Source organism: Paenibacillus sp. FSL L8-0663, assembly GCF_038008125.1.
Taxonomy (GTDB): Bacteria; Bacillota; Bacilli; order Paenibacillales; family Paenibacillaceae; genus Paenibacillus; species Paenibacillus polymyxa_D.
Window position 1 is genome coordinate 5,009,484 of record NZ_JBBOYM010000001.1, and the last position, 14,420, is coordinate 5,023,903.

A 14,420-nucleotide genomic window follows, 5' to 3' on the forward strand; every position below is an offset into this window, starting at 1 on the left:
ATCATCCAATTATCTTATAGTTGGACATCATATAATGTAAGAACCTTGCCAATATTGCCTTTTTCATTATAAAGACCAATATCTATTTTTTTGAAGGACCTTATTCGGGATTTAGCTGTGTGAGTCCAAAATCCATCTTGTGTTGCAGCGCCCAATTCAAAGTCCCAATTGGCGTAACCGAACTTAACACGCTCTGCAGGCAAATTATTGATCTCTGAATCTGCAGGATATGCGTGTATAAACAGATACATTCCATGCAGCATTTGATAGTCTGAAATCGCAAGACGTGTTATTACCTGAAGTTCCTCAGGACTGAATTGATTAAGTTTGAACTCATCCATCGTAATATTGTCACTCAACTTAAATGGTTCTTTCATTAAAGCCTTGCCGCTTGTTTTGATATCATGGCTCGGCTCAATTTTTCCTGCAAGCTCTTCTTTGTTTAAACCAAGCACGTTTCCTTTGCGCCCGTCAGCGACTGAATAAAATCCCATTTCTACATTTTGATAATTCCCAAGATTCCCATTAATCTCACGAACGAAAAATGTGGTTCCATTAATTTTTTTTGCTACAGGTGCCATATCCCAATTATCATATCCAAACTTTTGGCGATCCTCCTGCAGCAGCGAAATATCATTATTTAAAGGAAAAGCATTAATAAAAAATCTTAAGTTGCTCATATCATTAACATTAGTATCGTTTCTAAAAATGAACAATAAGTATTCTTTATTATCCTCTTTAATCAGCTTGATGTCATTAATGGTTATGCTTTTGTAAAAATAAAAGTTTTTGTGGTCAAGAATGGACGGTAAGCCATAAAGAGTATCCTTGTTTTCCAAAGCATCCAACACGGCCTGATCCTCGGCAATTACGCTGCTTAAACCGTAATACTTATTGAAATAGTACGCAAATTGCTGATCCTCAATATCTCTGACAAATACGTATCTATTGCCATCTGTAAACAGCGGTAGAATAATGTCGTAATTGTTTTTGTTTTTGTTTTCGTTCACGGTCGCAATTCGAGCTGTATTCTCCCGATTTAATTGCACATAGCCTTTGAAAGCCGAAAACATGGATATTAGCATCACTACCGTAAAAACAACAACTATCGCCGCTTGTACTCTTGAGAATTTCAATTCAATATTCAGGTTTTCGATTAAAAACAAGCAAGCCACGATTAAAAAAGCCGCCCCCCCATAAGAGGCTCTGATAGGGAAAATAGGGGAAGCAATCATAATAAAAAAGCTCATAAAGCCAGCAAACATAAAAAGGATCGCAAAATAGACATTTTCCTTTTTCAATTTCCAAGCTTTGAAATAGATCAGTGCAAAAATGTTAATAACAAGCAGAATAGCCAGAACAAGCAGCAAATACTTTTGCTCGATCAATGCCCCTTCAAGATTATGCGCATAATCTTTCAATCTCTGCAGTAATGGTGCATGATAATTGATCGCTTCAGATCGTTTATTATTGCCCGGAGCAACAATCATAGTTGCAAATCCGAGAAAAACGCCTATACCGCCTGTATAGAACCAATTGGGTAATTTTTTTGACTTGATCCATTTTAAATACACATATAAAATTGCCACCAGCATACATGCAATTGAACCAGTATTTTCATTAGTCATACCGGCCAAAAAACCAAGCAAGGCCATACACACACCAATCAGATAATTATCTTTCAGCATTGGCTTTTCTACGGCCAGATAGCGGTAAGGGAATAAAAAAAGCATAATAAATACAGTAGTCCATAAGTAGTTGACAGAGCCAATTAACCAGATTGAAGTTTCCCCGAAGTTTGGCAGACCGAACCAGCACAAAATTACTACCGCAAGCAAAGATCCAACATCTTGTACACGGTTCATCATTCTTAAACGCACAAAACACAAAATTGTTCCAATCAGCAACACCATCATGATGGCATTCATGATATTAAAGATCGGTTTTCCCAGTAGCAAAAAAAGCTGGCCGAAAAAATGTGCAACTAACCGACCACCCCAGGTAAAATAATGTACATGCAAGGATTGGAAGATATCCAATAAACTCGTTACTTTGGTATCTGTTGCGAAAATAAAGCTATACGCAAAGTCATCCGCAAACAACGGTTCCATCACATTTAATGCATAAAAATAAGCGAGTAACAAGATCCCAGTTATACCTGAGACCCAAACGTACTTTTTTGACATAATATTTATTTCACCCTTTAGATAAAAGTGTCTCACCTTAGACGACAAACATAATGGCATGCTCCTTCTAGGTCATTAACATCTGTATTTCAGGTCTGCCGATTAACCGAAATATTTAATTAAACGACATCTGCCCAAGGCAGATAGGATTATACAACTACATTAATGTCGATGCTAAAAATCGTTTCGTATGACTGAAGCTCTTCTGAAAGAGCATTCGCTCTAATAGTACTTCAACTTTAACCAAAAATAGCCCTTGTCTTGAAAATGTAGCTCTTTGCCGATTCGACTCATAATGCAATTCCGTATCATTCCTCAGTCAAGTTTCCCGCCGTTGCGTAAAAAGTCTCCTATTGTTTTATTCTCTTTCCTCTGTAGCAAAGTATTTCCCGATCCCTTATGGAAAACAGAAACCGTTTAAAAGACGATTTAGAACTCGTCCTGTACAATTAAATTATGGCTTAATATTAACTGCATTACTGAAAAGCTCATATCCCCATTTATACAAAGCACGATCAAAGTCTGACTTTTCATGAACCGCCTTTCCTTTTCTTTCAGTCCACTTTTTTCCATATGGCTCATATGGAAAATAATTAGCATAATAATCGCAAGTTTCTTCCCAATGCTGAATTGACAGAGATTTCCCATAATGTTGACAATAAAACATGGTAACTATACTACTATCCTCAGTATATGAAGGCTCTCTCGAATCCAATCCAATATATTTAATACTCGCATTTGGTCTCCATAACATAACAATATCTCGTCTTTCAGGCCCGAAATATTTCCTGAAGTTGAGGAGTTTGCTCGTAGGTGCATAAGACTGCTGATCTTCCTTGGTTATATAGGCATCAAACAGTTGAATTTTAACTATATCAACGTTTTGAGAATCATCTGAGTTTATAAATTCTCTAATTTCTCCTATATACCGCTCATCAGCGTCGGCACAAAATATCCATTCAGGAGAATAACGCGAAGATAACCGAAGAAGATTATCACGATGTTCTGTTTCACTTTTTAACCGTTCCTCAGGTGTTGTCTCCCAATGAAAGTTTCTAATTATTGCTATAACTTTCTTATGATTTTTTAAAATTTCAAAAGTATTATCCGTACTGGCGTCATCATAACATATAATCCCATCAGCAAATTCACTCAAATGATCTAATGTATCTTGGAGAATTAGGGATTCATTTCTTATCCGCAACATTGCTAAGAGCTTGTAATTTTTAATTTTTTTGTAATCAAAATAGTATATTCTTTCCTTTTTCGAAATTTTATAAAACCAATTTAATAATTTCATGAATATTACTCCCCATCAATTCCATATTCAACTGAATATCGATTCTATTCATTTTGTATCTACGTAAAAATTGGCTGTACAATTTTTGCTAGTAATGAAACAAAGATAACTCATTAGATACAAATACGATCACAAAGCATTTCCTTCAACAAAGTTATTTTCCCTAAAACTCATCTTCACTTTGAAAACCCGCTCTTTTCCTAACAAAATTGATTCACAATGTAGATCCCTATTATTTCTTCGTCCAATTCCCCAACGTTACACGCATGCTGTCCTGGTTGACAGAGCCTTTCACACAATCTGTTCGGAAGCCATGAGGTCTAAAGCTCCTCTTCGATGAGCCTAAGCCTCTTCAGGTATTTTTTTCTGCAGTCAAGGAGCAACAGCGCTGGGCATAACTTTCCTGAAATCGTTTCGCTTGATAGATTTACCTGCTCTGCATTCCGACAAAGCTCTCGGCTTAGTCATGGCAGAATGTCTGCCACGCTACTTGACAAAGGCTCTGGCATGTTCCCCTACTGGTGTAGGCTTTCTAGCTCGCTGTGTTAGACTATGGTAAGATAAGTGTAGCTCATGTTGGATTTCTTTATGTGAATGTGCGTGTACACATAATTCAATTAAAATTCACCTTGCACTGATAAAAACTATTAACTGTACAGTTGTAATAATTGTTATGTTAAAATACTAGCATTAACTTCAAAAAAAGGAGATTGTAAACCTTGTCGAATCCAGTATACGGGAAACAGGCCAAAACGTCGACCCGTGACGATAAAAGGCCGGCTATGTTTTGGGTGTTAATTGTTGGCATGATTCTGTTTTTAACTTGGTCTCCCTTCCAGGCTGCACTTTTCAATGGGCAAATGCTCGATTTTGAAAAGCCACTCTATTGGGCTTTGATCATCAGCACAATTCTATTAATTTTAGGAATCGTAACCTATTTTAAAAAATTCAAGTTAGAAGAGCAAAGGGATTGGCTGACTGTATTAGTATTATTGCTTCCCCTAACTTATGTGCTTTCACTGACTTCAGCAGCTTCACATTACCTGGCCATGAATATGGTTGTGGTACAGTGCATCTATGCCGCTCTGTTTATTATCTCAATCTATCTACTACAGGATCGCTTAGGCAATAAGATTATTCACAACCTGATTATGACTATTGCTTATATCATCGTAGGCTTTGGCTTCATTAACTGGTTCGGACAGTGGGTGCTTGCCGGCAAAATGGTAGGCTGGTTTACCCAATATGTGTATCAATATCGCTATACCAATGCAGTTATGACAGATACAAATGGTCTCCGGCTGACATCAGTGTTTCAATATGCGAATACATATGCGGCCTTTCTAATGGCTTTCCTATTCGCTGCCGTTTTCTGTCTGATGAAATCAAAACTATGGTATGGCAAGGCTATCCACGGCTTCATGTTGGTGCCTATTCTAGTCTCGCTATTCCTGACTTTGTCACGGGGCGGTCTGGTTATGCTGCCAGTCGTGTTCGTCCTGCTCTTGCTTTTCCTTAAACCTGCACGCCAAATTATATGGATCTTGCATTGCGCCATTGCTGGTGTAGCGTCAATATCTATCTTGTCGCCAATTACAAATATGGGATTACAACTCAATAAGACCTACAACGGCGGAGAGGCTGCCAAGGCTTGGGGATTACTTATTGGAGTCTCCCTTGCTGTCGCTGTCGTACTGTGGCTTGTTGAACGTTATCTGGCACCAAGGTTGGAAAGTGCCCTCACAGGGTGGACTTCCCGTAAGTTATCCAACCTGTGGCTGCCTGTCGGATCAGTTGTAGTGATTGGCTTGCTGGCTTTTCTGTTTATTGGAACTGGCCTACGCAGTGTTCTGCCTGAAAACGTCCAGGTCCGGTTTGAAAATATCAATTTCCGGCAGCATAGTGTACTGGAACGACTTGTATTCTATCAGGATGCTGCCAAATCGATTAAAGATCACCCTATTATTGGGAGCGGTGGTGGCGGGTGGGCTACCTTGTACGAAAGGTACCAGGATTATCCTTATAGCAGCCGCCAGGCCCATAACTTTTTCATGCAGTACCTGGTTGAAGTAGGCATCTTCGGTTTTGTAATTTTAATGTCATTCATCATATATATTTTCTACAAATATATTCGCAGCTATATTAGACAAAATGATAAAGAACGGGATTCTCACTTCCTATATCTCATTTTGGCACTCTCGATCTTACTTCATAGCTTGCTGGACTTTAATCTGAGTTACGTGTTTATGGGCGTACTGGTATTTATGAGTCTTGGTGGTATGGCCGCTGCTATGGACAGCAAACCGCTTAAACGCCTGTCCATGAGTGCTTCTGCATTTCGAATCATGTATAGTGCAGCCATCGGCATTCTAAGCATTGTGTTGCTTTTTGCAGGTCTCCGCTTCGTGCAATCGGCCAATGCTGCTACATATGCCAAACAGATTATGGCGGTAAGCACATCATTCGAGGAAATTCAAAGTGCGATTAATAAGGATCTTGAACTTCGTCCTACACATCCGGATTCGGTTATAAGTTTGGCTGCACTGTACAAGAATGTGTATGATCAAACGAAAAAAGAGGAATTTTATAACGCTGCAATAGAAGTACTAAATACAGGTCTGAAGGCAGAACCGTATAATAAAATCATGTTAAACTCCAAAGTTAACCTTTTACGAGCAAAAGGTGAGAACGAGCAAGCCTTCAGTATTTTGGAAAATAACATTTCCAACTTTAACTGGGACAATGACTGGTACAATATGTTGATTACCCAAGCTTACACTGTTGGCATTAAGGCACGTGAGCAAAAAGACACCACCAAAGAACAGAAGTTTTTCCAAGCAGGTCTTGCTGCTTATCAGCAGGTTTTGGATAGGGTAGCCCATATTAAGACGCTTCCACCTGAAATTGAGTTGCCACGTACTTTTGAAGTAACTCCAAGTATTGCACTCAGTACTGGCAAAATTGAGTTCATGTCAGGTAAGCCTGCTGAGGCTGCAAGCATCCTCAAAAACGGCTTGAAGGACGACTTAAGCGATGCTACGAATCGTGAGGTTGCTCGCTATTACGTTGCTGCCCTACAGCAGCAGGGACAAGATGACAAAGCTTTGTACGATAAGCTGATTCAGGCTGATCTGAAGGAGAAGGAGCAGATTGAACAGTTGAAATCGGAGAAATAGTTAAGAAAAAAGAGACTAGCAGATGATGTTACATCATACTGATAGTCTCTTTTTTTTATATTGAGGAAGCATAGTTAGGTTTAGTGAGATGTTTACTTTTGTTGGTCAATCTCTTTAATAACCTGTCTCATATAAGCCAGTACTTCATCCTTAATCTCGTTATGCTGTAGAGCATAATGAATGGTCGTTTCAATGAATCCTAATTTCTCGCCAACGTCATGGCGATTGCCATCAAATTCGTAGGCCAGAATGGGGCTCTTTTCTCCCAGTTTGGACAATGCGTCCGTCAGTTGAATCTCCCCGCCTACTCCCGCAGATTGCTGACCCAGGATATCAAAAATATCAGGCGTCAAGATATAACGTCCCATGATCGCCAAGTTGGAGTTAGTTTCTTCCTTCTTTGGCTTTTCCACTAATCGTTCCGCCTCAGAGATTTTGGAAGTAAGTGCATGGCCTTCAACTATGCCGTAACGATGTACCTCGTTCCAATCCACTTGTTTTACACCTACAACAGAACGCTGATACTCATCGAACACGTTAATCATCTGTTTGAGGCATGGATTCTCAGACTCAACGATGTCATCCCCTAAAAGGACGGCAAAAGGTTCGTCACCGATAAACTTACGTGCACACCATATGGCATGCCCCAACCCTTTAGGTTCCTTTTGACGAATATAGTGGATATCTGCCATCTCTGATGGTTTACGCACTTCATTGAGCAGGTTCCATTTTTCCTTCGCAGTCAAATTATGCTCCAGCTCAAAGGAGTAGTCAAAATGATCCTCAATCGCCCTTTTGCCTTTACCAGTAACGATAATGATATCCTCTATACCAGATGCAACAGCTTCTTCAATAATATATTGAATTGTTGGTTTGTCTACAATGGGAAGCATCTCTTTAGGCATCGCTTTCGTAGCAGGAAGGAACCGGGTTCCTAATCCCGCAGCAGGAATAATCGCTTTACGGATTTTCATAGGTTTAACTCCTTTGTCGTCAATATAACGGTAAGATATACTATCTATGATTATAACAGGAAGGTCAATTATTGTAATAGATTAAAGAAGAAGACATCTTCCCTTAAAGAGAACATGTCTTCCAATCACTAGCTTTCTATATAAATATATTATGCTGCCGGAATCTTTCTGGCTCCCGAACAAATATACAGTTATTTATTTCACCAGCTGACCACGTGTAACACCCAACTGATTCGTCGCCTTCAGCGTCTTCCATACTTGTGTTCCGCTGATTTCTCCGCGCAGGGCACGGTTATAGAGATCAATAACCTCATGCACTTGCTCCGGTGTCTCCTCCAAAAATTCCACGCGGTAACGGGACACGCCCAGCTCCAGGAAGTTGGACAGGTATTCCGCGCCGGATTGCTCAATCGCGTTGTACACCGTGTTGCGGCAGCCTTCGTCCACACGGACCGGATGTGACATCCCAATACGATCACGCAGGGATGCGCGATGATCCTCGCAAGGGCGACCACAGTTGGTGTAGTCGGTGCCTTCACTCATAAAGGTACAGTATACGCAATGTTCAGTATGGAACATTGGCATATGCTGCTGGATCACGATCTCCAGCTTATCGGTACGCGTACGTCTGAGCATATCGACCATTTGCTGGATGTTCAGATCGTACGACGGCGTAACCAGGTCGCAGCCAGAATCCAAGAACAGATCAGCCGCTTTATGATTGGCTATGTTCAGCGAGAAGTCACCAATCAATTGCGGGTGATGTGCGTCCGGGTTCTCCAACCGATGTCGCAAGTAGAAATACAGTGCCCCTGGATTGCGTACCAGCACAGCATCCGGCTTTAGGCGCAGGATGTTGTTGTGATAGCCATTTTCACCCGGCATGTGAATACGCGGGGTCGCCAGCGCAATTCGGCGGCCTGCAGCGTGCACTGCCTCTACGGCTGCCGGGAATTGCTTGATGAACTCGAAGTCGGCGTAGATGAACTCCACGCCGGCCTCGAGCGCAGCCTCCACCTGAGGGAGGCTGCGGCACAACGCGGTCAGCTCTGCCTGACCGCGTGCCACAGACGATGCCGGAGTCGATGCATCGTCATACACCTCGACCGCCCGCTTCGTGTACACGGGCGGTTTGGGGCGCTCGCCCGCGAGCAGTTCCACCGCCTGACGGCGGATACCGTTCAGCTCGCGCATCGGCACGATGACGTCCCCATGCAGATGGACGTCCAGCTCTTCCAGCTGGAACACCGTTCCGCCCAGTCGGCCGAACTGCTCTTCGAGCAGCTCGTGCGTCATCGGACGCTTCTGGGCAATTTCAAGTTCCAGCTCGGAGTCCACGCGGACCGTTGTGCCTTTCTGCACGTCGGTCCACCATGTCGACAGCGGTTGTCCTGGGGAGCCGCTGACCCGCACATGTACTGGGAAGACCCGGTACGGCTTGTCCGTGTCGTACGACTGGCGCAGACGCTTGTCCAGCGCCGGGTCGTTGGTCTTCCAAATGCGATCGCCCACGTGTACACGGCGCAGATCGACATCGTTGCGTCCCGCTACAATGTCAATGATCCAGCCTTCTCCGGCTTCGCCTTCAATCTTCACGCCCTTGCGACGGATATCGTATACGCGTCCGCCTTCTTCTTTTTGCGTGGGATCTCCCGCATCGAATACAATACCATCGCCACGCTTGAGCGGTGCATCAATACGGCACACTACGCCATCACGAAGGATTTGTTCCACTCGGCCCAGATACACCCCCCGGCTTTTCGGGAACGTCCCGTCAACCAGCTTCTTGTTATTGGTTCCTTCGAGAAAACCGTGCGTAAAGCCGCGTGAAAAGCTCTGCTGCAGCTCGCGGATATCTTCTTTGCTCGTCTTGGATGTATCTCCATCAAAATACTTATCAATAGCCTTGCGGTACTTGCTGACCACATTTGCCACATATTCAGGTGTTTTCAGTCGCCCTTCAATTTTAAAAGAAACCACACCCGCGTCGATCAGTTCAGGCATCAGGTCAATCGCTGCTAGATCCTTAGGTGACAGCAGATACGTCACATCTGCCATTGGCTTCTGCTCTCCATCCACCATCAGATCGTAAGGCAAACGACATGCCTGTGCACACTCACCACGGTTAGCAGAGCGGCCGCCCCACATTTCTGAAGTCAGGCATTGGCCAGAATAAGATACGCATAATGCTCCATGTACGAATACCTCCATTGGAAGTCTCGCCTGATCGCCTATTTTTTGGATCTGTTTCAGGTTGTTTTCACGTCCAAGCACGACCCGTTCCATATTGTACGGCTTTGTAAACTCTACCGCTTCCGGCGAGGTAATCGTCATTTGGGTAGAACCATGAATCGGAAAATCCGGTGAAATGTCGCGGATCATTTTCACCAGGCCCATATCCTGGACAATTAAAGCATCGACTCCAGCATCAATACAGGCATCGACCAGCTCCTTAGCGTCCTCCAACTCGTTTTCAAATACCAATATATTGAATGTTAAAAAACCTTTAACCCCATAGCTATGCAAAAACGCCATAATTTCAGGCAGTTCCTCCATGCGGAAATTATTCGCCCGTGCCCGTGCGTTGAACTTTTCCACCCCGAAAAAGATCGCATCAGCCCCGTTTGCCACCGCCGCACGCATACAATCCCAGTCACCGGCTGGTGCCAGAAGCTCAACATCTTCTCTTCGTACTACTGATTTCATTTTTGTCCTCCCTATATGGAGAAATAACTGATTAACCTTGAGTTAAACGTTATTTTCCAGAGCAGCGATGCTGCTTATTTTATAGCCCTATGAATTATCATCCTATCCGATCATCCCCACTCTGAACCACTGGCTCGAGGGATAAATGGAATCCAACTCAAAAAATCCGCATCACGAACATTTGCGGCATAGTTATTCTTATCTTGTAACTAATCTAGTGTACCAGACTGCGTCCCAAGCTTCTACACTTTCCAAGCGATTCCTCATAAAAATCCTCTTACTAAAACATAAAAAACACCCCCATTCCCGTCAAACGGTACTTTGGAGGTGAAGAATCCTATAAAACAAGAGGAACAACGAAGTAATCAGTACTATCGAGCAGGAAGCCAAATAGTGATGAAGACTAGGCAATTTAGAGCGCTAGTAAGCTACACCAGCCTTTTTAGAATACGGTATCCTCGTTGACGCTAACAGCGTACCAGACAATGAATCCGAGAAAAGGGGTTCGTATTGGCTGATCTAAGTACCGTAAATATCTGCCTTCGCTCTTCCCTGCTTACCTCACTCATCAAAAGATTGGCGGTATTTGGCGGGCGCCAGTGAAGCGGGCCATTTGAATCCGAAGAAGCGTCAGCGCTCGTAGGCTCAAATGGCACGCGTAGCGCTTCCCCCACAACCTCGCTAATCTCTTACCTACACCCTCTTACTTCACAAAATTAAACGAATTTAACGTCGAATCCAGTGCGTTAGACTGTACAGCCGTGTTGTTCGCATCATTCAATGTCGTTGTCACGGTATACGTTTTTCCATCACGTTCTAAAACCAATTGGTGGCCTGTGTAGCCAATGCCTTCCTCGATACGATGGAATGTAAAGGACACTGCCGGAACACCAGCAAATGTTACGTCCTTAACCTCCTCAACTTTGAGGTTTTTGTAGTTCTTTGCTTGCTTATCGTAGAAGTCCTTGAGCTGGGATACCGTTAGTTCAAATGATTGGTCGTTGTCGATTTTGATGGAAAAACGTCCTCCGGTAAACTGGTACTCTACATCGCCCAATTCAAATTGATCGCTAATCGCGGTCCAATATCGTGGGATATTCACTGTATATTCATAGGCTTTTGACGTCTTTTTGACCGTTTTCGTTTTGTCTGTCAAATAGTCGTCTTCTTCCAACTGTCCAAAGTTACTCGCTACGGTTTGAAAATCGATTTGAAGCGAGGAAATGAGCGCGTTGAACTGATCATTTCCTTTGCTTACTTTTTCAGGCACTGCGTATTCAGCCAAGTAGCGGTATCCATTTTGCTGAATCAGCACATTGTACTCTTTGACCCATCCATCGCCAAAATTATAGCGGTACTCCTGTACTAACCCTTGAACGCCTGCAACCTCCAGCGGATACGTCTTCTGTGCCTCATAAGCCGTGGACACAAATGAATCGCTCAGCCATTTTTGCAGCTGCTGGCCCCAGTTCTCCAATTTTCCATCTGCTGGAGCTGAGGTTACTTTCACACGGAAGCTCGATCCATCATTACTTTCATATTGCATCCGTTGATCGTCCATTTTCCAGCCTGCGGGTATGCTGAGTGACACACCGTAGTCTGGATTCCCGGCCTCGCGTGTGCCTCCTACGACAGTAGACAAGTCTTTAATACTTTTATCCTGCGCATTAAAGGAGGTCTTGAAGGAATTTAAAAGTCCCGCATACTGGGCCAGATCTTTATAATTCGTTGCTTTAGCATCGGAGAAATAAACTACATACAATCGTCCGTTGTCATAGTACTGACGATTTTCCCACAGCACGCCGTCCCCATCCTTCGTAATGACACGAGCATAAGGTACCTTCGCTTTCGGGAAGGATTTTCGATCGATCACAGTTTCTCCCGTTTCCTTGGCTGCCTGCACCAATTGTTGCAACAGATCGTCCGCATTCAGTGGAACCGGCTGTGACGCTGTGTGCACTTCCATATAGTACGCACTGTTCTCGTCCATAAATGTGGAAATACTCTCATCTCCACCTCCCTGACCGATGACGAGCCCTGTTGGATAGTTCATAGACCAGTCATAGTAACTGTTCCCGATCTGTGTCTTACCCTCATCATTATCAATGTTCGGTGTCTCTTCAACTACCGTGCCCGCCTCTTCTTGTGCTTCCATCCGAATAATGATTCCGGCACCATTCTTCTCCAACTTACCGCCAAGCCCTTCTGCTACTTGACGCAGAGGCACCATGAGAATACCGGATGACATTTCCGGTGGAGCTGGAAGTGTCACCTTGTGACCTCTCACCCAAGCTGTACGGCTACCAATGGTTAGCGATACAACATGAGTTCCGCTAGTGATTTTAACCACATTATCTTCAGCTAATCGAATTTTGCTGTTAAATGCCTTTTTAAACACACCAGCCGGAACCATCAGTGCACCACTTTTGGAATACGGCTTCGTAATATTGGCATTATGACCGTTCACGATGGCTGTATTGCTGCCGCTTTGCAACCTTAATTCCAGCATGGTTTTATCATGATCTGCTGCAACTGCTGGCAAAGCGGAAAGCAGAAGGGACAATGCGACAGCGCCGACCCCCAGCTTACGCATCATTTTTCTTTGAATATGCTTCACAGTAAATCTCCCTTTAGCTTTATTTTATAGATTCAAGAGGCGTTATTGTTCACTTTCCAGTAGTTGCTCCTTGAGCTGGCTCCGATGCTTCCTTAGAAGGCGCTACACCACCATCTTCAGCGGCTTCCGAACCGTTCGAATCTTCACTATCTTCTCCAGACTGAATGGACTCATAGATTTCACCATTATCCTGTGTCAGTACCAGCTTGCGCTTCACAATATCACCGTCAGACTGCATAAGTACACTCACCGTTTGACCTGGTTGATAGTTTTTAAGCAGTTCATTGACATCAATAGCGGAAGCTACACGCTTACCGTTAATACTATACAGCTCATCGCCTTCCTTGATTTTGGCCTGAACGGCATTGGCTGAAGTAATTTTCGTAACTTTCAAAGGATCCTCGGTAGGTAATCCGACGATAGCTGACCAGCTCTCTTCCAGCCCTAGACCAAGACTAGCGCGCCGAACCTCTCCGTATTTAAAAAATTGGCCGATGACATATTTCACCGTATCCGCCGGAATCGAAAAGCCCATATTTTCAATGCCGACCGCCGAGAATTTCATCGTATTGATCCCAATGACCTCACCCTTGAGATTGACCAGCGGACCGCCGCTGTTACCAGGATTGATCGCGGTATCACTTTGGATCAAACGATAAGCAGCGTTGACACCACGGTTCAGCCCGCTAACCACACCTGAGGTTGCCGAATTGCGAAGTGAAAAGGATATAGGCGTACCAATAGCCACTACCTGCTCACCTACCTGTAGACTGTTCGTTGAAGTTGCCAAGGTAGCGGGTTTGAGGCCGCTTGCCTTGATTTTAACTAATGCCAAATCACTGATCGGATCGCTATAGCTGTCGGTGATTCCGTAAGATTTTCCGTCCGAGGTTACGACCACGGCATCACCTAATCCTTCGATAACATGCGCATTCGTCACAATCCATCCATCTGTACGAATGATGACACCCGTGCCGTGAGCCAGGTTGTATCGATCTCCTCCTGCTACGGTCTCTCCCGTGGCTGAACGGCCAATGATACCAACCACAGAAGGAGATACATTTTTAACCACCTGCGGCACACGACCGGCCGATAACGTATATGTACCATTTGCGCTGTTATATGCGCCGCTGGTTCCTAATGCCTTATTCATATCGCTTACGTTAACATAGACCCCACCATTAATGACTTTGGCCTTTAACGCAGTCCCACTGCTGGCTGCACCTGCCGTACCAGAAACACATAGAGCGCTGCCCAAAGCCAGAACAACTGCCCTTTTCCCCATCTTACGCATATACTCACCATTTCCTCTCTTACATGACCCTGTTCTATCAGTTAGTCCAAATCTACCATAGAGGGGACACGTATACAATCGCTTTAAGCCCTATCTTTTTCTAAAAGGCGCCGTTTGCTGCATCCCTGTCCTCTCATGCTATTTATATTATAAATTTTCCAAATCCT

General features: G+C 43.8%; 7 protein-coding genes. 1 reads left to right on the forward strand and 6 read right to left on the reverse strand.

The features are described from left to right. Positions 1-14 precede the first annotated feature (14 nt). Positions 15-2,186 carry a DUF3329 domain-containing protein gene (locus tag MKY75_RS22230; protein ID WP_165146341.1) on the reverse strand — a complete coding sequence of 724 codons (2,172 nt, stop codon included), beginning with the start codon at positions 2,184-2,186 and terminating at the stop codon, positions 15-17. A gap of 454 nt (positions 2,187-2,640) precedes the next feature. Further along, positions 2,641-3,486 (reverse strand): glycosyltransferase family 2 protein, encoded by an 846-nt coding sequence (locus MKY75_RS22235; RefSeq protein WP_107733867.1) that lies wholly within the window; start codon positions 3,484-3,486, stop codon positions 2,641-2,643. Between the two features lie 719 nt (positions 3,487-4,205). Here MKY75_RS22235 and MKY75_RS22240 point away from each other — a divergent pair. Beyond that, the gene (locus tag MKY75_RS22240) at positions 4,206-6,662 is read left to right on the forward strand and encodes an O-antigen ligase family protein (RefSeq protein WP_340886533.1); all 2,457 of its coding nucleotides are present in this window, start codon (positions 4,206-4,208) and stop codon (positions 6,660-6,662) included. A 92-nt stretch (positions 6,663-6,754) separates the two neighbouring features. Here MKY75_RS22240 and galU read toward each other — a convergent pair whose 3' ends face one another. From galU to MKY75_RS22260, 4 genes are all read right to left on the reverse strand, one after another. Beyond that, positions 6,755-7,636: a UTP--glucose-1-phosphate uridylyltransferase GalU gene (gene galU, locus MKY75_RS22245; RefSeq protein WP_165146335.1), complete on the reverse strand. Its 882-nt coding sequence runs from the start codon at positions 7,634-7,636 to the stop codon at positions 6,755-6,757. 195 nt (positions 7,637-7,831) lie between these two features. Beyond that, positions 7,832-10,342 (reverse strand): U32 family peptidase, encoded by a 2,511-nt coding sequence (locus tag MKY75_RS22250; RefSeq protein ID WP_029514530.1) that lies wholly within the window; start codon positions 10,340-10,342, stop codon positions 7,832-7,834. A 703-nt stretch (positions 10,343-11,045) separates the two neighbouring features. Then, entirely contained in the window at positions 11,046-12,959 is a 1,914-nt protein-coding gene (locus MKY75_RS22255) for a stalk domain-containing protein (protein WP_340886535.1), read from the reverse strand. Positions 12,960-13,008: 49 nt separating this feature from the next. Continuing rightward, on the reverse strand, positions 13,009-14,253 hold the full coding sequence (locus tag MKY75_RS22260; protein ID WP_039271412.1) for a S1C family serine protease: 1,245 nt from the start codon (positions 14,251-14,253) through the stop codon (positions 13,009-13,011). Positions 14,254-14,420: the final 167 nt, after the last annotated feature.